The 25,161-nt window shown below is 32.8% G+C and carries 27 protein-coding genes; 12 read left to right on the plus strand and 15 right to left on the minus strand.

All coding sequences use genetic code 11. The features are described from left to right. Positions 1–52 precede the first annotated feature (52 nt). Positions 53–1,063: an alpha/beta hydrolase gene (locus HMPREF3154_RS06620; RefSeq protein WP_049427840.1), complete on the plus strand. Its 1,011-nt coding sequence runs from the start codon at positions 53–55 to the stop codon at positions 1,061–1,063. Positions 1,064–1,163: 100 nt separating this feature from the next. On the opposite strand, the gene HMPREF3154_RS06625 is transcribed toward HMPREF3154_RS06620, so the two are convergent. The 4 genes from HMPREF3154_RS06625 to HMPREF3154_RS06640 form a co-directional block, all read right to left on the minus strand. After that, complete coding sequence (locus HMPREF3154_RS06625; protein WP_002432730.1) at positions 1,164–2,561, minus strand: amino acid permease; 1,398 nt, start codon at positions 2,559–2,561, stop codon at positions 1,164–1,166. A 443-nt stretch (positions 2,562–3,004) separates the two neighbouring features. Then, positions 3,005–3,379 carry a VOC family protein gene (locus HMPREF3154_RS06630; RefSeq protein ID WP_002432575.1) on the minus strand — a complete coding sequence of 125 codons (375 nt, stop codon included), beginning with the start codon at positions 3,377–3,379 and terminating at the stop codon, positions 3,005–3,007. Positions 3,380–3,420: 41 nt separating this feature from the next. Next, positions 3,421–4,239, minus strand: a complete 819-nt coding sequence (locus HMPREF3154_RS06635; RefSeq protein ID WP_070474492.1) for an NmrA/HSCARG family protein — start codon at positions 4,237–4,239, stop codon at positions 3,421–3,423. Positions 4,240–4,250: 11 nt separating this feature from the next. After that, on the minus strand, positions 4,251–4,550 hold the full coding sequence (locus HMPREF3154_RS06640; protein ID WP_002432863.1) for a DUF2316 family protein: 300 nt from the start codon (positions 4,548–4,550) through the stop codon (positions 4,251–4,253). Between the two features lie 126 nt (positions 4,551–4,676). Between HMPREF3154_RS06640 and HMPREF3154_RS06645 the strand changes: the two genes are divergently transcribed. The 6 genes from HMPREF3154_RS06645 (at position 4,677) to HMPREF3154_RS06670 (ending at position 9,710) form a co-directional block, all read left to right on the plus strand. Further along, positions 4,677–5,219, plus strand: coding sequence for a TetR/AcrR family transcriptional regulator (locus tag HMPREF3154_RS06645; RefSeq protein ID WP_002432343.1), 543 nt, complete (start codon positions 4,677–4,679; stop codon positions 5,217–5,219). A gap of 15 nt (positions 5,220–5,234) precedes the next feature. Continuing rightward, positions 5,235–5,939, plus strand: coding sequence for an SDR family NAD(P)-dependent oxidoreductase (locus HMPREF3154_RS06650; RefSeq protein ID WP_030058710.1), 705 nt, complete (start codon positions 5,235–5,237; stop codon positions 5,937–5,939). A gap of 116 nt (positions 5,940–6,055) precedes the next feature. Next, a complete protein-coding gene (locus tag HMPREF3154_RS06655; RefSeq protein WP_002432761.1) occupies positions 6,056–7,057 on the plus strand; it encodes an amidohydrolase family protein in 1,002 nt (333 codons plus the stop codon). A 68-nt stretch (positions 7,058–7,125) separates the two neighbouring features. Then, a complete protein-coding gene (locus tag HMPREF3154_RS06660; protein ID WP_023351087.1) occupies positions 7,126–7,962 on the plus strand; it encodes an alpha/beta fold hydrolase in 837 nt (278 codons plus the stop codon). A 33-nt stretch (positions 7,963–7,995) separates the two neighbouring features. Continuing rightward, complete coding sequence (locus HMPREF3154_RS06665; protein WP_030058708.1) at positions 7,996–8,634, plus strand: nuclear transport factor 2 family protein; 639 nt, start codon at positions 7,996–7,998, stop codon at positions 8,632–8,634. A gap of 131 nt (positions 8,635–8,765) precedes the next feature. Beyond that, the gene (locus tag HMPREF3154_RS06670) at positions 8,766–9,710 is read left to right on the plus strand and encodes an amidohydrolase family protein (RefSeq protein ID WP_030058707.1); all 945 of its coding nucleotides are present in this window, start codon (positions 8,766–8,768) and stop codon (positions 9,708–9,710) included. A gap of 73 nt (positions 9,711–9,783) precedes the next feature. On the opposite strand, the gene HMPREF3154_RS06675 is transcribed toward HMPREF3154_RS06670, so the two are convergent. Next, a complete protein-coding gene (locus HMPREF3154_RS06675) occupies positions 9,784–10,641 on the minus strand; it encodes a fructosamine kinase family protein (protein ID WP_070474494.1) in 858 nt (285 codons plus the stop codon). Between the two features lie 247 nt (positions 10,642–10,888). Between HMPREF3154_RS06675 and HMPREF3154_RS06680 the strand changes: the two genes are divergently transcribed. Together HMPREF3154_RS06680 and HMPREF3154_RS06685 are read left to right on the plus strand one after the other, a co-directional pair. Then, on the plus strand, positions 10,889–11,953 hold the full coding sequence (locus tag HMPREF3154_RS06680) for a quinone-dependent dihydroorotate dehydrogenase (protein ID WP_070474498.1): 1,065 nt from the start codon (positions 10,889–10,891) through the stop codon (positions 11,951–11,953). A gap of 138 nt (positions 11,954–12,091) precedes the next feature. Beyond that, complete coding sequence (locus tag HMPREF3154_RS06685; protein WP_002432954.1) at positions 12,092–12,364, plus strand: hypothetical protein; 273 nt, start codon at positions 12,092–12,094, stop codon at positions 12,362–12,364. A 77-nt stretch (positions 12,365–12,441) separates the two neighbouring features. On the opposite strand, the gene HMPREF3154_RS06690 is transcribed toward HMPREF3154_RS06685, so the two are convergent. Then, positions 12,442–13,158, minus strand: a complete 717-nt coding sequence (locus HMPREF3154_RS06690; RefSeq protein ID WP_002432766.1) for an epoxyqueuosine reductase QueH — start codon at positions 13,156–13,158, stop codon at positions 12,442–12,444. A gap of 160 nt (positions 13,159–13,318) precedes the next feature. Beyond that, positions 13,319–13,819 (minus strand): hypothetical protein, encoded by a 501-nt coding sequence (locus HMPREF3154_RS06695; protein WP_049427824.1) that lies wholly within the window; start codon positions 13,817–13,819, stop codon positions 13,319–13,321. A 163-nt stretch (positions 13,820–13,982) separates the two neighbouring features. On the opposite strand from HMPREF3154_RS06695, the gene HMPREF3154_RS06700 reads away from it, so the two are divergent. Further along, complete coding sequence (locus tag HMPREF3154_RS06700; protein ID WP_002432211.1) at positions 13,983–14,429, plus strand: VOC family protein; 447 nt, start codon at positions 13,983–13,985, stop codon at positions 14,427–14,429. A gap of 83 nt (positions 14,430–14,512) precedes the next feature. Here HMPREF3154_RS06700 and HMPREF3154_RS06705 read toward each other — a convergent pair whose 3' ends face one another. After that, the gene (locus HMPREF3154_RS06705) at positions 14,513–15,106 is read right to left on the minus strand and encodes a TetR/AcrR family transcriptional regulator (protein ID WP_030059095.1); all 594 of its coding nucleotides are present in this window, start codon (positions 15,104–15,106) and stop codon (positions 14,513–14,515) included. 150 nt (positions 15,107–15,256) lie between these two features. On the opposite strand from HMPREF3154_RS06705, the gene HMPREF3154_RS06710 reads away from it, so the two are divergent. Next, a complete protein-coding gene (locus HMPREF3154_RS06710; protein WP_064212216.1) occupies positions 15,257–16,939 on the plus strand; it encodes a CocE/NonD family hydrolase in 1,683 nt (560 codons plus the stop codon). Between the two features lie 78 nt (positions 16,940–17,017). Here HMPREF3154_RS06710 and HMPREF3154_RS06715 read toward each other — a convergent pair whose 3' ends face one another. The 5 genes from HMPREF3154_RS06715 to panB all read right to left on the minus strand — a co-directional run bounded on the left by HMPREF3154_RS06715 (position 17,018) and on the right by panB (position 21,603). Further along, positions 17,018–18,472: a TcaA second domain-containing protein gene (locus tag HMPREF3154_RS06715; protein ID WP_030059093.1), complete on the minus strand. Its 1,455-nt coding sequence runs from the start codon at positions 18,470–18,472 to the stop codon at positions 17,018–17,020. Continuing rightward, complete coding sequence (locus HMPREF3154_RS06720; RefSeq protein WP_002432610.1) at positions 18,473–19,366, minus strand: zinc ribbon domain-containing protein; 894 nt, start codon at positions 19,364–19,366, stop codon at positions 18,473–18,475. Between the two features lie 188 nt (positions 19,367–19,554). Next, the gene (gene panD, locus HMPREF3154_RS06725; RefSeq protein ID WP_070474501.1) at positions 19,555–19,938 is read right to left on the minus strand and encodes an aspartate 1-decarboxylase; all 384 of its coding nucleotides are present in this window, start codon (positions 19,936–19,938) and stop codon (positions 19,555–19,557) included. Then, positions 19,938–20,792, minus strand: coding sequence for a pantoate--beta-alanine ligase (gene panC / locus HMPREF3154_RS06730; RefSeq protein ID WP_002432476.1), 855 nt, complete (start codon positions 20,790–20,792; stop codon positions 19,938–19,940). The genes panD and panC overlap by 1 nt, the downstream gene beginning before the upstream one ends. Further along, positions 20,785–21,603: a 3-methyl-2-oxobutanoate hydroxymethyltransferase gene (gene panB / locus HMPREF3154_RS06735; protein WP_030059089.1), complete on the minus strand. Its 819-nt coding sequence runs from the start codon at positions 21,601–21,603 to the stop codon at positions 20,785–20,787. The genes panC and panB overlap by 8 nt, the downstream gene beginning before the upstream one ends. Before the next feature lie 75 nt (positions 21,604–21,678). Here panB and HMPREF3154_RS06740 point away from each other — a divergent pair, with 75 nt between their 5' ends. After that, a complete protein-coding gene (locus tag HMPREF3154_RS06740) occupies positions 21,679–22,554 on the plus strand; it encodes an oxidoreductase (protein WP_070474504.1) in 876 nt (291 codons plus the stop codon). 66 nt (positions 22,555–22,620) lie between these two features. Here the strand turns inward: HMPREF3154_RS06740 and budA are convergent, their stop codons facing one another. Together budA and alsS are read right to left on the minus strand one after the other, a co-directional pair. Continuing rightward, a complete protein-coding gene (gene budA / locus HMPREF3154_RS06745; protein WP_002432571.1) occupies positions 22,621–23,325 on the minus strand; it encodes an acetolactate decarboxylase in 705 nt (234 codons plus the stop codon). Between the two features lie 132 nt (positions 23,326–23,457). Further along, complete coding sequence (gene alsS, locus HMPREF3154_RS06750) at positions 23,458–25,122, minus strand: acetolactate synthase AlsS (RefSeq protein ID WP_030059078.1); 1,665 nt, start codon at positions 25,120–25,122, stop codon at positions 23,458–23,460. Positions 25,123–25,161 lie beyond the last annotated feature (39 nt).

Consider the following 25,161-nt stretch of genomic DNA (forward strand, 5'->3'; position numbering starts at 1 on the left):
TAATATTTACTCGAAGATATACTACAATCATTGACACAAGGGAGGTAACGTTATGTGGAAGAAAATTGTATGTTCTGTTGGGGCCACAACAGGTGCTGCTATTGTGGGCTCTTACTTATATACTAAATTAATTGAAAAACGTAGTTATAAGAGCTTTTTAAAAGAAAAATTTAATCATGTTTCACGTGGCAAACAATACTTTATTAAGCCGAAGAAGATTGATCAAATGCTTAAAATGGCTCAAATCGAAAATAGCAAACCTTTCAAAGCTACAAAATATAGATTTAATCATAGAGTGGATATACGAGAATATTATGGTACACATACGTACTATGTTAATCATCAAAATGATCCACATCAGTTAAAGATTTTATATATGCATGGTGGTTCTTGGGTCGCAGGTCCATTCAAAGAGCATTATCAAATGATGGATCAACTTGCTACTGATTACAACGCAGAAGTTATTGCACCTATATACCCTAAAGTGCCTCAAAGTGGCAAACGCGCAACATTTGATTTAATGACTCATATTTATCGTAATCTTTTAGATTCTGTGTCTTCATCCGACCATATTATCATTATGGGAGATTCTGCAGGCGGTAACATCACATTAAGCTACGCGCAGTATCTTAATGAAATTAATTTACCTCAACCAGGTCATATTATCACTATATCACCAGTGGTTGATGCCACATTTACTAATCCAGAAATACCTCATTACGAAAAGGTAGATAGTATGATTGGTAAAGAAGGACTTAAAACATTTGCTAAAATATGGGCTGAAAGTGATGAGTTAGACAATTATAAAGTATCTCCAATTAATGGAGACTTTAACAATCTCGGTCACATCACTCTTTCAGTAGGAACACATGAATTACTTTATCCTGACGTAATTAAGTTATCTCGTAAATTAAACTCTGAAGGAATTAGCCATAATTTACTTATTGGAAGTCATATGCTTCATGACTATGCGATTCAGAATATTCCAGAAGCAAAACAATTTAGAGAAAACTTAAGATATATCATCAATGACAATCGAAAAATTAAAGATAATATTATTTAAGATAAATGATTCCCTAAGAAAGATATTATTTTTACTCTTTCTTAGGGATTTTTTTGTATAAAAAACACTCCCTCTGTAATAGAGGAAGTGTTTTTAACTATTATTCTTCTGTAGTTTCTGCATCATCTTCTGTTGGAATTTCAGCTTTACGAGATTCTTTTTTGTATTTTTGATACATCAAGAATAATACTAGAACCCAAACTGGAATAAATAGAACTGCTAATCGCGTACTACTATTAATAAGTAAAATAACAAAAATGAAAGCAAAGAATACTAAAATACCATAAGCCGTGTATTTACCACCAGGCATTCTATAATTACTTTCTTTATGTTGCTCAGGATTGTGCTTTAAGTATCCAATATAAGCTACCATAATAACTGCCCAAATTGAAATATTCAACACAGTAGAGAAAGTAGTGATTTGAACGAATACTTTAGTAGCATCTTTAAAAATCGCATTTAATATTACTGCAATGCCTAATAATCCACAAGTAACTAAAATTGCATTGTAAGGAACGCCATTTTTGTTTGTTTTATGTAAAAACGGTGGACCTTGATTTCTTCCAGCTAAGCCAAACATTGTACGGCTATTCGCAAATATACCACTGTTACATGATGAAGCCGCTGCTGTTAGTACAACAAAGTTAATAATACCAGCAGCAAAAGGAATTCCTATTAATCCGAATAATTTAACATAAGGACTTTCTGCAGGATCTAATTTGTCCCAAGGAACTACTGACATAATGACTGCTAATGAACCTATGTAAAAGATTAAAATTCGGAATGGTACGTTATTAATTGCTTGAGGTATTGTTTCATGAGGATTTTTAGTTTCCCCTGCTGTAATACCTATCAATTCAATACCAATAAATGAGAATATTGCCATTTGGAATGACATAAAGAATCCTGAGGCACCATTTGGGAAGAAGCCGCCTTCTTTCCAAATATTAGTTACCGTCGCTGGACCGTAATCCGTCTTCATAGCAAAGATTACCATTACAATACCAACAATAATTAAAGCTAAAATTGTAATAACTTTTATAATAGATAACCAAAATTCAAGTTCACCAAATAATTTGGCACTAAATAAATTCAATGCTACTAATACTAATATTGTAGCTGCTGCAGTAATCCAGTTAGGCATGTCTGGATACCAGAAGTCGACGTATTTGGCTACAGCGGTAACTTCCGCCATACCTGAAATAATCCAAGTTAACCAATAAGTCCAACCAACCATAAATCCTGCCATTGAACCTATGTGATGATGGGCAATGTCACCAAATGACTTGAAACCTAAGTTCGATAAGAGCAATTCTCCCATCGCTCTCATAAACATAAATAATATAAAACCTACTATAATATAAGTAAGTAATATGGATGGTCCTGCTAAATGAATAGAAGCACCTGCGCCCAGGAATAATCCTGTACCAATAGCACCACCAATTGCAATTAATTGGATATGCCTATTGCTTAATTCTCTTTGCAGTTTATCTGCCATAACCTTTCCTTCTCCATTTCATGGAGTATATTTATGACTGAAATCGATATGTAAAATTAGATACCCCTTTTTAATCTAATAAACAATTTTTCTCAAAATCAAATCATTTATTCTTATAAGTTATATAATACCCCAAACAATCAAAAACAATCAAATACTAGAATAATTTGTCTTTTTTATCTTTTCCAATACTTCTAATAATTCCTTTATTATAAACATTTATAACAAATTGAACAATTTCATTAATATTCACCGTTTTATGGTAAATCGTACAACTTCAATATGTATCTGATGAAAGTTGATATTTTTCTTCATAATCACGTCAATTCCTCACAAATTGTGAGAAGTTTTCATTTTTTAAAATCAAACCAAAAGATATAGTAAAAGGCACCATGTACTGAATGAGAATACACGGTGCCTATTTATATATTTTTCACGCTTATTTAACAAACAAGAAAATTAAACTTATGCCCATCAGGATCTTTAAACATTGCTCCATAATACCCTTGTCTTACACCTGGTTTTTCAATAATTGTTCCACCAGCAGGTTCCACTTTCGCTAATAATTCATCAACGTCTTTATTTTCTTTAACACCTAACGAAACCATCACTTCATTAGGGCTTGAATCGACATCTTGATGTGATACAGACTCGAAGTGATTATTTTCTATCAATATCACAATCGTTTGTCCAATTGTAATACCTAACATTTTATCTAGCATTTCTGGATTTTTATTAATTTCAAATCCTAGAGACTTAAAGAACTGTTCGCTACGATCTAAATCTTTTACATTTAGATTAAACCACATTGAATGCATCGTACATGTCACCTCTCATTTATAATTAGACGATTTCAAGTTTAAAATGCCGCTTGAGCAATCCATTCATCAAGTGTTAAGCGCGTGGGATTAAGACGTTCCATTTGTACAAAATCTATAACATAACCTTTATTTTCAAGCCAACTTCTTTCAGCAGTGCCACTCGTAAATTCGCCTTCAATTTCAGTTGGTTTACCTGTTACGGTTGCAAAAGTTTTGACTACTTCATTTAGAGTCAGCTCATCAGTAGCAATTTCTATATCTTGATGATTATATGTTTTAGGATCTTTGAAAAGTGCTGACGCAATTTTAGCAATATCGATAGAAGAAATCATTGAAAATTTCACTTCAGGATTAATAAATTCTGGGATTTTAATTTCTCCATCTGAAACTTTAGTGATTCTTAAGAAGTTATCCATAAAAAACGATGGTTTAATAATTGTAAAATCTAAACGAGATGCTTTTATCTTATTTTCTAATTGTGCTAATGCTTCAAAGTGAGGACCTGTTCTATCACGATTAACACCACCCGCTGTGCTATAAACGACATACTTAACTCCTTGTTCTTCAGCAGTTTCGATAATATGTTTACCTTGCTTTAATTCCTCTTCAACATGGTCTGGAATAATAGGCTGAACGCTATATACTCCATATTGGTCAGCCATCGCTTGAGTCAAGCTTTCTCTATCACTCAAATCGCCCTCAAAAATCTCTAATCGATCATTATGAATTGATGTTAATTTTTCATTATTTTTATTTCTAGTAAACGCACGCACATGCCAACCATCTTCCAATAATTGTTTAACAACAGCATTTCCTTGTTTACCAGTTGAACCAATGACTAATATACTTTTACTCATGTTTATCTCTCCTATTGTAAGAACCAATAATCTTCTTTTTCGCCTTTTAAATAAGTATATTCTTCAGGTGTTTGACCATTTTCTTTAATATTTGAATTTATAATGTCACGAACATCCCAAACGCGATGGATAAATCTTTGTAACTGATTACCAAAGAAACCGCTAGGAGCATTCATGTTTAATACCTTTTCCACTTCTTCAACCGAAATACTCATTTTATTTGCTATGTCTTCAATATTTAAAGTTGAATTATGGAAATGTTCTCGTAATTCTATAGCAGTGATACGTCTTTGCTCTTTATTTAGTGACATATTATAGTGTCCCACTTTCATCTTATTTTTTAATTAGCATTATATTTGAATTCTAAGTAAGTGAGATTTATAATAAACGGAGCATTATCCGTTTGTCAACATTAGCTCATTAAGTAGGTGAATACATTGCGTAAAGATGCTCTTCTAAACCGTCAACGTATCGAGAATAAAGCGATCGAACTATTTAAACAATACGGCGTTGAGACAATCAGTATGAATAGAATTTCTAAAGAACTTGGTATCGGTATGGGAACACTTTATCGGCATTTTAAGGATAAAAGCGATTTGTGTTATCACATTATCGAGCATGATTTCGATGAAATTATTCAAAAAATGAATGATGTAGCTGCTTCATCTAATTCTAAAGAAGAGAAGATGGAACACTCCCTAGATGTTTTTTTGACATTTAAATATGAAAATAGTGATTTATTAAACTGTATTGAGGAAAGTAATAGTAAGTCTCAATTTCATCAAAGCCAATTTTTCTCTGATTTATTTAATTTTTACTATGATTTATTTAAAGATGGCGAGGATGATTCTTGGGCCATATTCAAAACTGATATGTTATTAAAATCACTTTCTACTAAAGCTTATGAAATTCAAAAAAATAAAAGACAACTTTCAAATAATGAAATAAGAGATAACTTAATAAAACTATATTTAAATTAATTGAGGTGTTCATGAATGGAAAAAGTTACGTTAATTACTGGTGGAAATAAAGGTTTAGGTTATGAGACAGCTAAAGAATTAAAAGCGAAAGGCTACAAGGTTTATATAGGATCTAGAAATGAAGAACGTGGTCAACAAGCTTCAAAAGAATTAGGCGTCGACTATGTTCAACTAGATGTAAGTGATGATAAATCAGTTCAACAAGCCTTTGAAACTATTTCAAATAAAGAAGGCCGTGTTGATGTACTTATAAACAATGCCGGTATTTCAGGAGGATTCGCTAAAGTCGCTGATTTTACTGCTAAAGACGTCGAAAAGGTATATAACACAAATGTTTTTGGTATCGTACGCATGATGAATACCTTTATTCCATTATTAGAGAAATCAGAGCAGCCTGTAGTTGTAAATGTGAGTAGCGGATTGGGTTCATTTGGAATGGTTACAAACCCAGATACTGCTGAATCGCAAGTTAATTCACTTGCGTATTGTTCTTCTAAATCAGCGGTCACAATGATGACTGTACAGTATGCTAAAGGCTTACCACACATTCAAATTAATGCAGCAGATCCAGGTTCTACTAATACTGATTTAGTTGGTGATTTCAGTAACAACTCTAAACCTGCTTCAGAAGGTGTAAAACCTATCATAAAACTTGCTACTATTGATAAAAATGGTCCTACAGGAACATTTATTGATGGTAATGGCACAATGCCGTGGTAAATCATTAACAAGTTTGGCCTCATGTTTAACGGGAAAAATTTTCAATGAAATCAATGAAAATTACACATATATAATTAGTTATTAAGATATTTATTATCTTAGGGAGGAAATACACAATGAAAAGTATAAACTTTGAAGAACATTATGTTGTTGAGGATATACAAAAAGAAACAATGAAACATATGACATCTGATCCTAAAGGTGTACCTATGCAAACGATGTTAAAAGGCCTTGAAGAAAAATCTGGTTTTACTGATGCAGATGAAATCAAACATCACGATGCACGTATTCAATTCATGGATAAACATGACGTTGAAATGCAAGTATTATCTTATGGAAATGGCGCCCCTTCCAATCTTGAAGGCGAACGCGCAATTGAATTATGTAAACAAGCAAATGATACGTTAGCACAATATATCAATGAACACCCAGATCGATTTGTAGGATTTGCTACATTACCAATTAATGAACCTAAAGCAGCAGAAGAAGAATTTAAACGATGTGTAAAAGAATTAGGTTTTAAAGGCGCATTAATTATGGGACATCCTAAGAGTGGCTTCCTAGATCAAGATGAATATGATGGCATCTTTGCTGTAGCTGAAGAGTTAAATGTTCCTATTTATTTACACCCTTCTCCAGTTCAAAGCGATGTTTACCAAGCTTATTACAAAGGTAACTACTCAGACGTAACAGCAGCTACATTTGCTTGCTTCGGTTATGGTTGGCACGTAGATGTAGGTATTCATGCCATTCACCTTGTGCTATCAGGTGTATTTGACCGTCACCCTAACCTCAACATGATCATCGGTCACTGGGGCGAATTTGTTCCATTCTTCTTAGAACGTATGGATGATATTTTATTTGCTGACCATCTAGAACATCCTATTAGTTATTATTTCAAAAATAACTTCTATATTACGCCAAGTGGAATGTTAACTAAACCACAATTTGATCTAGTAAAAGCAGAAGTTGGCGTCGACAGAATTTTATATTCAGCAGATTACCCTTATGTTGAACCTGAAAAATTGGGTACATTCTTAGACGAATTAGATTTAACTGAAGAGGAAAAAGAAAAAATCAGCTATAAAAACGGAGCTAAATTATTAGGTCTTGAGTAACACTTACACGAAATATATAAGTGTGTCTTTTCTTTAATACGAAAAATATTTAAATGGAGGTTTCAATGATGGAAACATTAGAATTGCAAGGCGCAAAATTACGTTATCATAAAGTTGGCAATGGACCACTTCTTATTTTAATCCCTGGTGCGAATGGAACTGGTGATATCTACATGCCACTAGCTAAACAATTACAAGAAAAATTTACAGTTGTAGCTGTAGATCGTCGAGGATATGGACAAAGTGAATTAACTGAATCATTACCAGAGGAAGTATCTAACCCAGAGAGTCGTTATCGCGTGAAACGTGATGCACAAGATATTGCTGAATTAGCTAAGTCATTAAGTGACGAACCCGTATATGTTTTAGGCTCAAGTTCAGGTGCTATCGTTGCAATGCATGTCCTAAAAGAACATCCTGATGTTGTGAAGCAAATTGCATTTCATGAACCACCGATTAATACATTCTTACCGAATGCTAAATATTGGCAAGATAAGAATGCTGAAATTATTGATATTGCTGTGAATGAAGGCATGCCTCAAGCTATGAAACTTTTCGGTGAAACATTAAATATTAGTTCTATTGATGCACAATCAATGTCTAAACCTGCTCAAGCAGAAGATGATGCAGAGAGTAAAAAACGTTTTGAAGAAATGTTAGGTTGGTTTAAATATGAAATTCGCCAATACACAGAATCTGATATCTCTTTAGAAGATTTAAATCATCATAAAGATATCATCACATTACTTAATGGGACTGATTCCAAAGGTTCTTTCCCTCAAGAAGTTAACTTCTATATTAAAGATGAAACGGGAATTAATATTGTAGATATCCCTGGTGGTCACTTAGGTTATATACAAAAGCCTGAAGGATTCGCAGAAGTATTACTCAAAATTTGGAACTAATCTTAGCTTAAAGTATTAAAGGGAGTTTATTAAATGTTATTTGAAAGAAATAAACCTTATACTCAAGAAACTTTGTTAGATAAAGAAAATATTTTAGAATTAATTCAATTCGAACGTTTTTGTCGCGATAATGCCTTATGGGATAGCATGAGAACTTGTTTCGCTAAAGACTCACATGTGAACATTTCTTGGTTTAATGGTACTGGAGAAGAATTTGTATCCTCCTCTGAAGCAATGAATCGATACGCGCCACATCAAATTTATAATACACAAATGTGGATTAATAACCATCGTGCTGTAGCAATTATGCAAGCAACAATCCAGTTTCGAGTAGATATTAAAAACGTAGAAATGCAATTGGATTCAGACACTAAAATTATCTACTGTCTTGATAAAGACAATGATGACGTTTGGTATATTTCTAATTTAAGTTGTATTTATGAAAAAGATAAATTAACTCCTGTCATTCCAACGACTATTAATTTACCTAACTCAGAATTTAGTGAATACCGAGAAAGTTATGCTTGTTTATCATATGCGCTCAATGAACTAGGGTATGATGTTAACCATGACTTACCAGGTATAGATAGACCTGATGAAGTTAATAAATACTATCGCCAATTAGATAAATGGTTAACTGAGAAAGATGATGATGAAGAAGAGAAACATTAGAGTTATAAACCAAACTCAAAATAAATAAGTAACGTTTACTCTTATATGCAGAACTGCTGCCTAGTTTTAAAATATCGCAACATTATACAAAATATTTAAAATCACTTATTTCTATAAAGGAAGTTTGCTCAATGAAGAAGATAGATTTACATGCACATTACATTTCACCTGGTTATAGCCAATTTCTTGATGACTATTTTAATGGTGAAGGTGACGGCGTTAAGACGCCCCCATTTTCAGTAGAATCATATTTAGAATTAATGAAGAAGCAAGATATTGAATATGGCGTATTATCGATTTCAAGCCCGCACATTAGCGTTGCACCTGATGACGAGATGTTAAAACTTGCTGAAGAAGTGAACGACTATGCTTCAAATATCGTGCAGGAACATAGCGAACGTATTGGTTTCTTCGCAACATTACCCTTGCCCTTAGTCAATCAGAGTGTTCAATTTATAGATAAAGCATTAGATGAACAGCATGCGTTAGGGTTCACGTTACCAACGAATGCACGTGGCGTATATTTAGGTGATGAGCGTTTAGCACCGATATTTGAAAGATTAAATGAACGTCAAGCAACTGTAGCCATTCATCCTAATGAACCTAAGCCAGCTATTAAAGCGATGAGCGAAGAAGTACCTCCGCCACTTATGGAATTTATCTTTGATACAACTCGTACAATTATTTATATGAGTCAAAAGAATGTATTTAGTAAGTATCCGAATATTAAGTGGATTGTACCTCATTGTGGTGCTTTACTCCCTATAATCGCACAACGCGTAGCGATGGGCAACAAGATGTTTGGATCAGAGAAGCAACCTGATGATTTAGAACAAGTAATGAAAGAACTTTACTTCGATTTGGCCGGTAAGGTTTTACCATATCAATTACCTACTCTATTAGAAATGGTTGATAAAAATAAAATTGTATATGGTTCTGATGCACCATACACAACGGACCAAGTAGTCTCAATGTTAGCGAATGAATTTGAATCTACAGATTTAATTACAATTGATTCAAAAATTCATATGCTTTATGACAATGGCAAATCATTATTAGATAAAATGGAACTTTAATTTATTAAGATATAAAATCACCCCACACAAGCGCTCATATATATCATCATTAGAGCCTGTGTGGGGAATCTTTTTATTTTAAAATTGTATCCATTGAGCGATTAACACTACCTGCGTACATATTACCGAATTTAACTAAATGAACCATCAATAAGTATAATCGATAAAATTCTAATCTTTTTTGTGCACCTTTGGCTAAAGGAAAATGCTTTTCATATTCCTCATAAAAATCTTGAGTAAATCCACCAAAAACCGTCGTAATACCTAAATCGAATTCTCTGTCACCATATAATGGTGCAGGATCAAATAGTGCAGGGCTACCATCAGTTAAAAACATATAGTTACCGCCCCATAAATCACCATGTAATAAAGATGACTTACTTTCATGACTATCAAGTTCATTTACCATCACAGTTCTTACTTCTTCATAGACTTTATTATCTTCTTCATTCCACAACTCTTTACGCATCAATTCATCTCTTAAATGATCCATTCTTCTTTCTATGAAAAGTTCTTTCCAGCTATTAGTCCATGAATTATCAAATGAAATATCTCCGCCTTCATGTGGTAAACTGAAACCAAATTTACCCTCTTTTTGTTGTTGACTATGCATCTTAGCTACAAGCTGACCGAGCTCTCTTTGACTTCCACTTCCACCTTCTTCTAAATAGCTCAAAATAAGATAAGCATCTCCGTTAATTTCACCACTAGCAATCACACGTGGTGCTGTGATACCTGCATTCTCAAATTCATTTAAGCCAGCTATTTCAGCCGCATAGAATGATTCTGGACGATTACGCTGAACAAGTAAAAAGGAGATATCATCCTCAGTAGTTGTAACTTTGAATGCTTCATTAACATCACCACCACTTACTGGTGAGATATCTTTTACTCTGTCTATGGGGAGTTTCTCTTTCCATTCTGCTTTCATACTTTCACCTTCTTAAGAAGTTTGTCGTTATACCTTATTATATTGCCAACTCTCATTATAATTAATCTTTTAAAAGTAATCGGTATATATGAAATAAAACTGACCTAAGAATTAAGTCAAATTTTCAACTTTCACTAATTTAGCTATGAAAATTTTTATTAAAATGCTAGTCTATTAAAGGAATGTATTTCAAATATATTAAATTGAGGATAGTAAGCCTCAAATATAATGAAATAGGAGCGTTAACATGTATAAATTAGTTAAACCTTTATTATTTAAATTAGATCCTGAAAAAGCACATGGTCTTACCATTGATGCATTGAAAATGGTACAAAGAGTTCCGAAAATTTATCCTATCATGGACAAAATTTTTAATTACAATCACCCATCACTCTCTAAAACCATTCATGGCATCAAATTTAATAATCCCATTGGTCTCGCTGCAGGATTCGATAAATCTTGTGAAGTACCTAAAGCATTAGAGCATGTTGGTTTTGGAGCCATAGAATTAGGTGGTATTACCCCTAAACCGCAACCAGGGAATCCTAAACCACGTATGTATCGCTTAATTGAAGATGACGCGTTAATTAATCGTATGGGCTTCAATAATATAGGGATGAATAAAGCACTTAGTCATTTACGCCGTCATGCCTATACGATCCCAGTAGGTTTAAATGTGGGTGTTAATAAGAAGACGTCTTACGAAGACCGTTATCAAGATTATATAAAAGTTATCGATACATTTAAGAATGACGTGACATTCTTCACAGTTAATATCAGCTCACCTAACACTGAGAATTTACAGAATTTCCATGATAAAGATGAATTCACGATGCTTTGCGAAGCGCTCACTACTTTTAAATCTGAAAATGATATCAACGTACCTATATTCTTGAAATTAACTTCAGATATGGAACTTGAAGGATTCAAAAACATCTTACCTTCCATAACTAAGACTTTTGATGGCGTTATACTAGCTAACACGACTCGTCAACGTGACGGTTTAATTTCTAAGAATAAAACTGAAGAAGGCGGATTAAGTGGTAAACCTTTATTCGAACGTAATTTAAAACTCGTTAAATACGCGTATCAACAAACTAAAGGTAAATTCTTAATTATCGGAACTGGTGGAATCTTTAGCTCTGAAGACGCAATTAAAATGTTAAGAAATGGTGCTTCTTTATTACAAATTTATTCTTCTTTAGTCATTGAAGGTCCAGGTTTAACTAAGTCAATGAATAAAGACATTGCTAAATATTTATCTGAAAATGGATATCAAAACGTAAGCGATATTATTGGTTTAGACGCATAAACTTTAAATGATTATAACGCTTTAAAATATTTCAAAAAAATGAACGTTTAGTTAATACTCCTGAAATTTCTTTACTTATAATATTTACGATTTATACTAAAGAAAGGTATATGTTTCAAGAATTTAGGAGGCAACAATATGAGTGATGAGAAGAAAGAGACAACATCTCAAACTAACCAACAAACGATTTCTGAAAAGCCCAATCATCAATCTAATGATGACAGAATAGGTTTGAATGGTTACCGTAAAACAGACCTCGATTTAGATATTGAACGTGAACTGCGTGAAATGATGGAATCAGGAGAATCAGAAACAAAGACGGAAAGTAGAAAGTTTAAGATATTCTCACTTATCTCGATGATTGCAATAGCAGGCTTAGCGATTTTTAGATTTATACACAGAATGATATAGTTTTAAAAAAATTATCCCAAATGTAATAAGATAGTATTGTCTTAAATATTATCTGTACATTTGGGATTTTATATTAATTAAAATTGTTGTAAAAATGCCTTTGCTTCTTTATTAATTTGTTTAAAATCAATACCCTGTCTCATTGCAGCAAAGACGCAACCACAATAGCATTGCCTAAAAATATGATAGTCTTTGCACATTTCAATTGAACGTTCGTACCCTTTATTCTTTTTAAAATCACTAGGCAAATATTTAACATTATAAATATTTTGAACATCCATTCCTAGTTCATTAATAAGTTGTGCGTTTTTCTTTGGAGAGAGTGTTATGGCACTTCCAAAATAGTCGTAACCATATTCAACAGCTGCTTGAGCTACAATTTCTAATCGCATTTCAAAGCATGCTGAACATCTCAATCCACCCTCTGGCTCATCAGTTAGCCCTTTCTCTTTAGCCATCTTCATAAATTCATGTGGTTTATATTCTGCTTCAATGTATTCGACATTGCTATTTGTTTTACTATTGAAATCTTTAACAAATTGTTCTTGAACTTTAGCACGTCTTAGATATTCATTCTTAGGATGAATATTTGGGTTCGCAAAGTAAATTGCAATATCAGCATATTGAGTTAAAAATTCTAGAGTATATGTGCTACATGGTGCACAACAACTATGTAATAAGATACGTGGGCGTTCCCCATCACGTTGCCACTGAGATATCATTTTTCTTAGTACTCTATCGTAATTAATCTTCTGGTTTTTCATTTTTGCCAAAATTTTATCCGCTTCAATCATAATAAAACCTCCCTTTAACACACATTTTTATTATATATTAACTTTATTATATAATAACATGATGTATAAAGAGAGGTTGTCTATCATCAAAGTAATAATTACTAAAACAATTTACTTTTTTAATCAACTATACTTGTGTTCATGTTTATTTTTTAACAAACTAGTATTCCTTTTTAAGCTTAACTAAATAGACGCAAAACATAAAGCCACCAAATATTACTCCTGAAATAAGTCCATTCAGTAAATGGCCGCTCCAATCAATAGGATCATTCCATAAATAATCTATTATCACACCGATGAGAGTCATGCAAACACCAAAATAAACCATAAATACAACACTCAAGATACCATATCTTCTTATTAATTTCTTATATTCTTTGGGTGAATATGCGACTTCCTCAAAATGTTTATTCTTACCAAAGTTAATGATAAGTATAATATTAAATATAAAGAATACGGCAAATAACACTATCGTATGCATTGTAATTGTATGATGATACATATCAATAATTGTAAAGAATACAATTGTTAGAACTGTAACCAAATAGTTAATAGCAAACATGTTTGCTAGTTTTTGGTTAAGTTCTGACTTTTCTCTTTCATCCTTTTTTGTAGAGGTACTTGTGATCCAATTAAGCATCAAATCATTAAAATTACTCATCTCGTTTCACTCCTCAATATCCTTTGTTAATGTCAAATATATATGACAATATTAGAAATGTCAAATATAGACGACACTTTTATATAATCATAATATTAGAATTATTAAAATTATATAGTAAGATTGCGTTAGAAAGATATTTCATAAAAAGGGGTTAAAATATATGACACAATTACATCCATATTTATCATTTGATAAAGCAAAAGATGCACTTGAATACTATGAAGACGTCTTTGGAGCAACTAATGTAAACAGATTAGCAGTAGGCGAAGAACAAGCTGAAAATTTTGGTTTAACAAAAGAACAAGGTGAAGAAGCAACGATGCATGCAGAATTTGAGATTTTAGGTGTTAAAATCTTATGTTCTGATTCTTTTGGACGTGTAGATAATATAAATAATGGTATTTCTTTATTAATTGATTTTGATACTAATGATAAAACAGATACTGAACGTGTTGAGAATTTCTACAATAAAATTAAAGATCACGAATCTATCAACATTGAAATGCCATTAGAAGAGCAATTCTGGGGCGGTAAAATGGGAACTTTTACCGATAAATATGGTGTGCGTTGGATGCTTAACGGCCAAGATTATTCTCAAATGAATTAATCATATTCATGCAAATTAAAAAAGTGGCACATCTCTTACAAACTTCACAATGTAGAGATGTGTCACTTTTTATCTATATTATATTAAATTCCCTTTTCTCGTCTTATAAGTGTTGCTGGACCATTATTAACGATTTCATAAAAATGTTGAATCAATTCCTCTTTTGAAATTCTATTTTCATCCTCAACCCAATGACGTATTAAAGATAAACCAGCGCCTGAGACATAACTCATAAAATACGGAAATGGAATATCTCCGATTTTATCATTATCGTTAACTACATGATTCAAGTGCCCAGTTAATAGTTCGTATAATTTTTCATGTAAATTGGACTCTTTACCTAAGTTAAACATAAGTTTATAGAAATCTAGATGTTCTCCTATACTATTAATCACAAAATCCATTGTCTCTCTTAACTGGCTTTCTGAAATTTTCAGTTCGTCATCATTCTTACTACTCTCGAGAAAACTTCTAATTTCATCAATTTTCTCATTTTCCATCTTATCTAATAAGTCATATTTATCTATAAAGTGAGTATAAAATGTACTTCTATTTACGTCTGCTAAATCAGATATTTCTTGAATTGTAATTTCTTCAAAACGCTTCTTTTCTAATAATGTAATGAGGGCATCTTTAATTGCAGTTTGTGTTTTTCTTACTCTTCTATCATGAGACATCTTGTCACCTTCTTTTTATCTCTTTCCACAATTATAAGCATTCTGTTGGGTTTTAGACAAACTTAAGAAAATGATTATTGTTAATTATAAACACGCTTAGTAAGATGAAAGTGTATTGAAAACCATTCTCAATAAAAGGAGGTCACATTAATGAATCATTTATTAGGTAATCCAGAATTAAATGTAACTGATGTTAATGATGTTCATAAAGGGCTCAATTATATCGTTGTAGATAGCGTCCAATATGGTAATCAAGAGATGATAATGGAAAAAGATGTAGAAGTTATCATGAAAGACGGTGAAACTCTATATTTAAATATTTTTAGACCTAATAAGGAAGGTCGTTTTCCAGTTGTCATGTCAGCAGACACATATGGTAAAGATAACAAACCTAAAATCACTAACATGGGGGCAAAATGGCCTACCTTAGGTAATATAGCAACATCTAGTTTTACACCTGAGGAATCCCCTGATCCTGGATTTTGGGTACCAAATGAGTATGTAGTAGTCAAAGTAGCACTGAGAGGTAGTTCAGGTTCAAATGGCATTCTATCACCTTGGTCAAAACGTGAAGCTAAAGATTATTATGAAGTCATTGAATGGGCGTCACAACAAGAATGGTCCAACGGTAATGTTGGAACGAATGGAGTCTCTTATTTAGCAGTGACTCAATGGTGGGTAGCCTCCCTCAATCCTCCTCACTTAAAAGCTATGATTCCTTGGGAAGGATTAAATGATATGTATAGAGAGGTCGCTTTTCATGGCGGAATTCCTGATACAGGATTTTTCCGTTTTTGGATTAAAGGCATTTTCGCTAGATGGCCAAATAATCCAAATATTGAAGGTTTAATTCAAGCTCAAAAAGATCACACACTTTTTGATAGCTATTGGAAAGCACATCAAGTACCTCTTCCTCAAATTCGAATTCCGTTATTTACTTGTGCCAGTTGGTCTACACAAGGTTTACACAATCGTGGTACATTTGAAGGCTTTAAACAAGCAAGCTCAGTTAATAAATGGTTATATGTTCATGGTCGAAAAGAGTGGGAAAGCTATTATGCGCGTGAAAATTTAGAGAAGCAAAAGTTATTCTTTGATTATTACCTTAAAAAAGAGGACAACGATTGGAAAGATACCCCAACTGTGACTTATGAAGTCCGTGAGAAGTTCTATCAAGGACATTATCGTGAAGCATCTGATTTCCCTATACCTAATACACAATATACAGCTCTATATCTAGACGGAGAGAATCATTCCCTCAATTTAGATAAACCAAAACAAACTCATGTTTCACACTATCACTCTGAAAAAGATAATGAGTCACTACGTTTCACATATACATTTTCTGAAGATACAGAGTTAACTGGAAATATGAATTTAAAACTATGGGTTTCTTCTAACGAAGCAGATGATATGGAGATATTCGCAGGTATTAAAAAATTAGATAGACAAGGTAATGAAGTTAATTTCCCTGACTTCAACCATATTGAACAAGGACAAGTTGCTACAGGTTGGTTAAGAGTATCTCACCGTAAATTAGATGATGAAAAATCTACTATTATACAACCATGGCATAAACACGAACAAGAATTAAAATTGAAAAAAGGCGAGATTGTACCAATTGAAATAGAAATTTTACCTTCAAGTACTTACTTTAAACAAGGTGAAACGCTCGTTGTAGTTATAAAAGGAAATGAAATTATTAAAGGCACTAGCTCTCCTGGTTTAAGTACACGTTATGAACATCATGAAACAGTTAATAAAGGACATCACTATATTCATACTGGTGCTAACTATGATTCTCAATTAATTATCCCAATTATACCTCAATAAATAAAAAAGCTTTAGGAAGTTAAGACAATTTTATGCCCAAGCTTCCTAAAGCTCATCTTTTAAAAATTATTTTAGTAATTAAATTCCTTCATAGACTCCTGATGAAATGTAGTTGTTGTCAGAGTCTGTTTTATATATAAATTTAATTGGAGTGTTAATACGGTATGTATAAACAAGTTTCCCTTTATTATTCTTTACCTTTACGATATTTTCACCGCTACTTTGGTAGGGTTGCAGCTCAAAAGAATAATCTTTACTTTCAAATTTATCATTTTCATACTTCTTAATGATATTTATCGCTTCTGTTTGCGTTAAGTCAGCCTTCACTCTTTTCTCAGTATTATCTTCTTTATCTTCTTTATCCTCATCTTCTTTACTTTTATGATCTTCAGATGTACCTTTGTCGCCATCGTCCCTATCTTTCTTTTCTTTGTCATCTTTATCAGAGCCACTAGAGTCATCAGACTCATTAGATTCATCTTCGTATTTATTGATTTCTTCACTATTAAAAGATAGTTCGATTGTCTTATACTCTTCAGTTCCTTCCGGCAATCCTACACGTTCACTATTTGTCTTAACTGTATGTTTTCCAATTTTTCCCTCTAAATGAACCATAATATTATCATTTGAATTGTATGGTCCATATACTTTATTTTCATCGAAACGTTCATCAACTTTATTATTAATAAACAACTTAATATCATTTACTTTATAAGTATGATTAGGCTTAATCATAAAGCGTTTTTCTTTAAAATTCTCCTTAACGATAGAACGTGCTGGTGTCATTAAAATAGTTATATTACCCTTGAATGTTTGATTACCAACTTGTTTTTTGGCATCGAGTTGATAATTACCAAGTGGAAATGTGCCTACTTCAACGGATTCATCCTTTTTTAAATTGATAGTATGAGTTTGACCATTGTAATCATAATTAATTTTCCCATCATCATGTGAATACATTGCTATAGAATATTTAGGAATATTAAACGTGTAATGGTCAAACACTCCAAAACGTTTACCATTTTTCTCTATTTTAATAATTGCTAATTGATTGATACTTATTGTATGCGTCTTAGCTTTAGACGTCTTCAAATTTTTCAGACTATCTTTTAAATCTTGAGAAAGTTCATTTAATTTTCCTTCATTTTTTAAAAATCGAAGATATGCATGTGCTTGATTATCATTAAGCTTCTTTCCATCAGAAGTGAGTAATTTAGAAAGTTGACGATGGTCTTCTTTCTTAAGTGCATCTGAAATTTGATCCACACTTTGTTCTGGAGACAGTTGATGCTTTAAAAATATGAACACACTTATTAAAGTAATGGCGATGACTGCTACTAAAATTGAAATAATAATTAATGGTTTATTCGGTTTCTTAAATTGATAAGCATCACTATAACGCCCTGGGGGATAAGGTAGACGTACATCATTTCTAGACATAGACTGTTCAGAGTATCCTGTAGGTTTACCACAACGTGTACATACTTTATGATTGGGATTTAATGGGTTTCCACAATATTTACAAAATCTCAATTAAATCACTCTTCCGAACAATCTACTTAAGTCTTGCATTACTACACTTTCAATCACGTTTTCCCCAAAGATTAAAGCTATGATGGCTAAAGCAAATATCAAAATAATCACGCCGTAAACACCTGAAATTCTAGTTTCATACAATGAACTATATTTCCCGAGGATATACGCGGGTGATATTGTAAAAAATAGATACATAACAATAAAAATAAGTGCCGCAAATTTATATGAATTTAATGCAAAAATTATTCCTGAGAAAATTAATAAAGCTACTGTAAACGTATTGATGATTACATAATCTGATAATAATTTATTGAACTTGATTTCAGGAATAACTGTTAATCTTACCACCGCATATGTAATTCCAATATGAATTGCTAAGATAATAGCTAAACTTAAAACAAATCTAAGTAAGATATCTTCTTTTTGTATTTCAAATAAACCTACTTGACTCGGAATAAGCATAGTAGTAAATAAACTTATCAACAGTAGTCCTGCAACAATAAGAGTAATCAGTATTCTAAAACTAAATGTTTGATTATCTTTAATAACTTGATCTGGTCGTTTAAAAGCATTAATAAAAAATTCTTTTAATTCATTAAGAAAATCTTTCTCATTTGTACGTGCCTGTTCAAATGTTTGATTAACAGGATGATGTGTATCATTTTGATTGACTACAGATTGATTAATATTTTGATGATGATTAACATCCGTAAGTGTTGATTGTACATGCTCCTTAGTTTCTTTAGTTCGTTTATCTAATGTCTCTTTATTTGTAGTTTCTGATGATGTTATCCCAGTAGTTTCTGTAGTAACAGATTGAAGCTTAGTACCACAGTTACCGCAAAAGACGTCTTCTGGTTGAATATTCTGGCCACATTTGGGACAATTCATAGATGTTTGGACCTCCACTATTAAGATATTTTAGATTATATACCATATTTATATTGTTATCTATATAATTTTATATTTATATAATAATATTAGTGTTATCCTAGTTTTTAATATAAAAATTGCCGAGCTACTCATTAGTAACTCAGCAATAATCTTTCATATATCTTTAAGTTTTAGGTATTGCTTTTTTATGGCACAATCGAGTTCTCTTTCTCATGTATCATTTCTATAATTTCATTGTACTCATTCATAACTGCTACTTTGGGTGAATGATTTTTAACTTCTTTTTCATTTAATTGTGCATAAGTCATTATAATGACGATATCACCCACTTCTACTAAACGAGAAGCTGCACCATTTAGACAAATTTTACCGCTTCCACGTTCTCCAGCAATAACATATGTTTCAAATCTGGCACCATTATTATTATTCACAATAGCGACCTTTTCATTAGGTAAAATATCCACCGCATCTAAGATATTCGAATCTATCGTAATACTACCTACATAATTTAAGTTTGACTCCGTGACCCTCGCTCTATGAATCTTAGAATTAATCATCGTTCTTATCATTATTTGCCCTCTCCAATAATCATATTATCTATCAAACGTGCTTTTGAAAATTTAACTGCTAATGAAATAAAAACTTGTCCGCTCATCCATTTCTGTTCAACTAATTCTGGATAACTGTAGATAGCTACTTCATCAACGTGTCCACTAGTATTGTTGTTTAAATAAGAAGTAATACTTTGAATGATGACACAACTTTGTCTCTCACCTTTTTCATATAAATCACGTGCAATTTGCAAACTTTTATTTAAATGAATAGCTTCTTTTCGTTCTTCTTGAGTTAAGTATACATTTCTAGAACTCTTAGCTAACCCATCCTCTTCACGTACAATATCGACACCAACAATTTGAATAGGATGATTAAAATCTTTAACCATTTTTTCAATTATTGCTAACTGTTGCGCATCCTTTTTCCCAAAATAAGCATAATCAGGACTAACGATATTAAATAGTTTATTTACTACTGTGACTACTCCTTCGAAGTGCCCTGGTCGTTGTGCACCTTCAAGCACTTCAGCTAAACGTCCTACCTTAAGCGTAATATCTAACTGATCAGGGTACATTTCCTCCACACTAGGATAAAAGACGTAATCAACATTAATACTTTCTACAGCTTTAACATCCTGGTCAATTTGACGTGGATATGCATCAAAATCTTCGTTCGGTCCAAATTGTAAAGGATTAACAAATATACTAATGACTGTTACATCATTGTTCTCAACTGACATACGCATCATTTTCAAGTGACCATCATGTAATGCTCCCATTGTAGGTATAAAGCCTATTGTCTTCCCTTGAGAACGGTATGACTTCACAATCTCTTGCATATCATTAATAGTTGTAACGATTTTAGTCATTGATGTCGACCTCGCTCATAATCTTTTTCCTATAAGTGTGAGCTTCTGAAGGGAATTCACCTGACTTCACTTCATTATCATATTGTTTTAAACCATCCACACCAACTGAAAAGTCAGCATATTGTTTTACAAATTTGGCCTGTCGATCTATACCATAATTCAACAGATCATGGTAAACCAATACCTGACCGTCAGTCTCTTTCCCAGCGCCAATGCCAATCACTGGTATCGTTAATTGTTGGCTAATGACTTGAGCTAAATCACTTGGAATTGCTTCTAATACTAGAAGCACTGCGCCTGCTTCTTGCATAGCTTTTGCATCTTCAATCAGTTGTACTGCCGCTTCCTTCGTTCCCCCTTGTAATTTATATCCCATCACACCAACACTTTGTGGTGTAAGTCCTAAATGAGAAACAATGGGAATACCCATACGTGTTGCTTTTTGAATAAATGAAACAAGATGTGCACCTTCTACTTTTAAAGCATTCGCCTGTGTTGCTTGATAAAGTTTAAGTGCATATTTCAAATCATCTTCATCACATACACCTACAGTCCCTATAGGCATATCAACAACTACAAATGTGTTAGGTGCGCCCCTTCTCACAGCCTTTCCATGATGAATCATATCTTCAACGGTCACTTGAACTGTACTTTCGTATCCTAATACGGTCATTCCAAGTGAATCTCCAACTAAGATCATGTCAATCCTAGCTTGTTCTGCTTGCTTTGCACTCGGAAAATCATAAGCTGTTACCATAGAAATTTTAGTTTGCTCGTCTTTCATCTTTATCAATTGACTTAATGTTTTCAATTCATTTCAACCTCAATTTCCTTTATTATTAGCAATAGTATAATGAATTGCACCAAGAAAGGAAAGAATTATATTATGACAATTGCCGTTATTGGTCCAGGGGCTGTTGGAACAACGATTGCTGCTGAATTAAAAGCTGTCTTACCTGATACACAACTCATTGGTCGCCATAATAAAACAATGACCTATTTCCCGGAAAATACTTCTCAAGCACAAAACATTGATGTTGTTTCATACGATAACACGCATCATTCATTCGATGTCATAATCATCGCTGTTAAAACACATCAACTTCAAAACGTCATTAAGCAATTACCAACTATAGCCCATAAAGATTCACTTATAATCTTAGCCCAAAATGGTTATGGTCAATCACAACATATTCCTCACCAACATGTTTATCAAGCTGTTGTCTATATTAGTGGTCAAAAAAGAAACGATAAAATCACTCACTTTCGTGATTATCGCTTACATCTACAAGACTCATCAGATACTCGTAAGTTAAAACAGCAGCTTTCTTCTTCTAAGATTGAACTTATTTTAGAAAGTGATATCCAAAACAAAATTTGGTATAAACTTCTTGTTAACTTGGGAATTAATTCAATTACTGCTATAGGGCATCAACCCGCTAAAATATTACAATCAACACACATGAAAGAAATATGTCGTTCTATTCTTAACGATGGGTTACAAGTTGCTCAATCAGAGGGGATTCATTTTCCAGATCAGACAATCGATGACATTATGAAGATTTATCAAGGTTATCCTGATGAAATGGGAACAAGTATGTATTATGATGTTTTAAATCAGCAACCCTTAGAGGTTGAAGCTATTCAGGGGTATATCTATCAAAAGGCTAGATTTCATAAACTTAACACGCCTTATCTAGATACAGTTTATACTTTCTTAAAGGCTTATCATCTTAAATTTATAGAAACCAAAGATTTATAATTGAATATCAATTCATAAAAAAATCCCAAAAGCGACATTATCTATCGCCTTTGGGATTAACTTTTGTTATTCAGCTTCTCTAATTTCATCTTCAATATCTTGATAGTCAATTTCAGCGTCAGTAAATGATTTCGCATCTACTGGGAAGTGTTGTTCAAACGTTTCAAAGTTTTGAATCTCTACATTAACATTATCTACTTCAAAATCTAATATGTGACCACCAAAGTCGCGATCATCATTAGCAAAGTGAATGTGGAATCCTGCTGAACCCACCCCATGGAACAATTCTGGTGTGAAGAATCCAACAATAGAACCTTTGATATTTTCACGTGTTTCTTCAGGTTGTCTACGTGCTGAATCAATAAGACGTGTATAAGGTGGTTCTTGACCAGGCATCATACGTACATGCATTTTTTTAAATGTACCTGAAATTTTCACAGCAGAAAACATATTTTCGCTTGTCATCTCTTTTTTAACTTCATCAAAAACATCGTCTTGATTTTTATCTGAAATACTGAAATTTTTGTCTGCCTTAAACTGAGTGACTGTAGCATATGGTGTCATTTCATCGCCAGTTAATTCAATAAATTCTTTATGTTCATTTGCATGGTAAGCTTTACCATCTATAAAAATGACCTCACCATTTGAACCTGTAAGTGTCCCAATACCTAAATCCCCATGTTCTAGTAACTCATTAACTGAAGCAGTTCCTTCTAATAAACCTGCCATCAAAGTTCCTAGCGTTCCGTGTTGGTACAATACATTAGTCATATTACTTTTCACTCCTATTAATATTCATTTCTTATTACTTTAAGAAACGCAAACTAAAGATGACCTATCTCTCTAGAATGCGTTCTTTTTTATATCCTGGAAAATGATTTAACAAACACATACGCTTTCAAATTAATTTAAAGCATTCGGTAACATGTTTGTAGATAATTTAACATTATCTTCGTAGTTAACTGGGATATCGATTAATACAGGACCATCTGTTTCATAACCTTCTTTTATAGCTGCTTCTAACTCTTCTTGGTTAGATACACGTAAACCTTTTGCTCCAAAAGATTCTGCATATTTAACAAAATCAACGGCACCAAAGTCTACACCTGAAGAACGTTGATATTTCATTTCTTCTTGGAATTCAACCATATTATAGCGCCCATCATTCCAAATCAATTGAATAATGTTTAAGTTTTTACGTACAGCTGTTTCTAAATCTTGAGCTGAGAATAGGAAACCACCATCACCAGCTACAGAGACAACTTGTGTGTTAGGACGGACAAGTGCAGCTGAAATTGCCCAAGGAAGTGCCACTCCAAGTGTTTGCATACCGTTACTAAATAATAAATGTCTTGGATTATAACTTCTAAATTTACGTGCCATCCAAATGTAGTGACTTCCAACATCTACAGTTACTGTAGTATCATCAGTTAAAACTTTTTGCATAGATTCAATGATTTCAACTGGGTGCATCACATCATCTTTATGCGTCGCTTTAATACCAGTAGCCTCAATAATCTCTGCTCTTAATTTTTCAAGTTCATCTAAATGATCTTGATTAATAAATGGTTCATCAACATGTTCTGAAATAAGTTCAATTGTACCAGCGATATTACCAATTAATTCTTTGACTGGTTGCATGTAGTTTGTGATTTCTGCTTGAACTTCATCGATATTAATAATTTTAGTGTCTAATTCTTTATTCCAGTTACTTGCTTCATATTCGATTGGATCATAACCAATTGTGACTACTAAATCACTTTTTCTTAATAATTCATCACCAACTTGGTTTCTAAAGAGACCTACACGACCGAAGAAGTGATTTTCTAATTCACGACTAATCACACCTGCACCTTGGAATGTTTCAACGACAGGGAGACTTGTTTTTTCAACTAACTGACGAATAGCTTCTGTTTCAGCTTGGCTTGAACTTCTCATACCAGCTAATAAAACTGGGAATTTTGCATTTTTGATAGCATCAATGACTGCTTGAACATCTTTTTCAGCTGGTACACCAAGTTGAGGTTGTTGACAAAGTGAAATTGCTTTAGCTTCAACTGGTGAAGAGATAACGTCTTGTGGAATACTAATAAAACTTGCACCATTTTTACCTGACGTTGCTGTACGCATGGCATTAGTCATCACTTCTGATAAAGATTCTGGGTCTTGTACTTCAGCACTATATTTTGTAGATGATTTTAATAGTGCTGCGTTATCAATACTTTGATGTGTTAAACGTAATAAGTCATTGCGTTTAACTTGACCACCGATTGCTAATACTGGATCACCTTCAGATGTAGCAGTAAGTAATCCAGTTGTTAAATTACTAACTCCTGGACCACTCGTTACAAGTGCAACGCCTGGTTTACCAGTTAAGCGTCCGATTCCTTGTGCCATCATTGCAGCATTTTGCTCATGACGTGTAACAATTAATTCTGGACCATCATCTTCTAATGCATTGAATAAGTAGTCAATTTTTGCTCCCGGAATACCAAATACATATTCAATTCCATTATTTTTTAAAGTGTCAATTACCATATCTGCTGCTGAATATTGTTTGTCAGCCATTCATTTCATATCCTTTCAAAAATTTAATTTCTTTATTTC

Source organism: Staphylococcus sp. HMSC06C11 (assembly GCF_001808345.1).
GTDB lineage: Bacteria > Bacillota > Bacilli > Staphylococcales > Staphylococcaceae > Staphylococcus > Staphylococcus capitis.

Excerpts from the sequence above, each read along its gene's own strand:
- HMPREF3154_RS06670 (WP_030058707.1), top strand. The coding sequence starts at position 8,766 with ATGAAGAAGATAGATTTACATGCACATTACATTTCACCTGGTTATAGC.
- HMPREF3154_RS06625 (WP_002432730.1), bottom strand. The coding sequence starts at position 2,561 with ATGGCAGATAAACTGCAAAGAGAATTAAGCAATAGGCATATCCAATTA.
- HMPREF3154_RS06665 (WP_030058708.1), top strand. The coding sequence starts at position 7,996 with ATGTTATTTGAAAGAAATAAACCTTATACTCAAGAAACTTTGTTAGAT.
- HMPREF3154_RS06695 (WP_049427824.1), bottom strand. The coding sequence starts at position 13,819 with ATGAGTAATTTTAATGATTTGATGCTTAATTGGATCACAAGTACCTCT.
- HMPREF3154_RS06690 (WP_002432766.1), bottom strand. The coding sequence starts at position 13,158 with ATGATTGAAGCGGATAAAATTTTGGCAAAAATGAAAAACCAGAAGATT.
- alsS (WP_030059078.1), bottom strand. The coding sequence starts at position 25,122 with ATGGCTGACAAACAATATTCAGCAGCAGATATGGTAATTGACACTTTA.
- panD (WP_070474501.1), bottom strand. The coding sequence starts at position 19,938 with ATGATAAGAACGATGATTAATTCTAAGATTCATAGAGCGAGGGTCACG.
- panC (WP_002432476.1), bottom strand. The coding sequence starts at position 20,792 with ATGACTAAAATCGTTACAACTATTAATGATATGCAAGAGATTGTGAAG.
- HMPREF3154_RS06655 (WP_002432761.1), top strand. The coding sequence starts at position 6,056 with ATGAAAAGTATAAACTTTGAAGAACATTATGTTGTTGAGGATATACAA.
- HMPREF3154_RS06630 (WP_002432575.1), bottom strand. The coding sequence starts at position 3,379 with ATGCATTCAATGTGGTTTAATCTAAATGTAAAAGATTTAGATCGTAGC.
- HMPREF3154_RS06685 (WP_002432954.1), top strand. The coding sequence starts at position 12,092 with ATGAGTGATGAGAAGAAAGAGACAACATCTCAAACTAACCAACAAACG.
- HMPREF3154_RS06620 (WP_049427840.1), top strand. The coding sequence starts at position 53 with ATGTGGAAGAAAATTGTATGTTCTGTTGGGGCCACAACAGGTGCTGCT.
- HMPREF3154_RS06680 (WP_070474498.1), top strand. The coding sequence starts at position 10,889 with ATGTATAAATTAGTTAAACCTTTATTATTTAAATTAGATCCTGAAAAA.
- HMPREF3154_RS06710 (WP_064212216.1), top strand. The coding sequence starts at position 15,257 with ATGAATCATTTATTAGGTAATCCAGAATTAAATGTAACTGATGTTAAT.
- HMPREF3154_RS06720 (WP_002432610.1), bottom strand. The coding sequence starts at position 19,366 with ATGAATTGTCCCAAATGTGGCCAGAATATTCAACCAGAAGACGTCTTT.
- HMPREF3154_RS06740 (WP_070474504.1), top strand. The coding sequence starts at position 21,679 with ATGACAATTGCCGTTATTGGTCCAGGGGCTGTTGGAACAACGATTGCT.
- HMPREF3154_RS06650 (WP_030058710.1), top strand. The coding sequence starts at position 5,235 with ATGGAAAAAGTTACGTTAATTACTGGTGGAAATAAAGGTTTAGGTTAT.
- budA (WP_002432571.1), bottom strand. The coding sequence starts at position 23,325 with ATGACTAATGTATTGTACCAACACGGAACGCTAGGAACTTTGATGGCA.
- HMPREF3154_RS06660 (WP_023351087.1), top strand. The coding sequence starts at position 7,126 with ATGGAAACATTAGAATTGCAAGGCGCAAAATTACGTTATCATAAAGTT.
- HMPREF3154_RS06705 (WP_030059095.1), bottom strand. The coding sequence starts at position 15,106 with ATGTCTCATGATAGAAGAGTAAGAAAAACACAAACTGCAATTAAAGAT.
- HMPREF3154_RS06700 (WP_002432211.1), top strand. The coding sequence starts at position 13,983 with ATGACACAATTACATCCATATTTATCATTTGATAAAGCAAAAGATGCA.
- HMPREF3154_RS06640 (WP_002432863.1), bottom strand. The coding sequence starts at position 4,550 with ATGTCACTAAATAAAGAGCAAAGACGTATCACTGCTATAGAATTACGA.
- HMPREF3154_RS06635 (WP_070474492.1), bottom strand. The coding sequence starts at position 4,239 with ATGAGTAAAAGTATATTAGTCATTGGTTCAACTGGTAAACAAGGAAAT.
- HMPREF3154_RS06675 (WP_070474494.1), bottom strand. The coding sequence starts at position 10,641 with ATGAAAGCAGAATGGAAAGAGAAACTCCCCATAGACAGAGTAAAAGAT.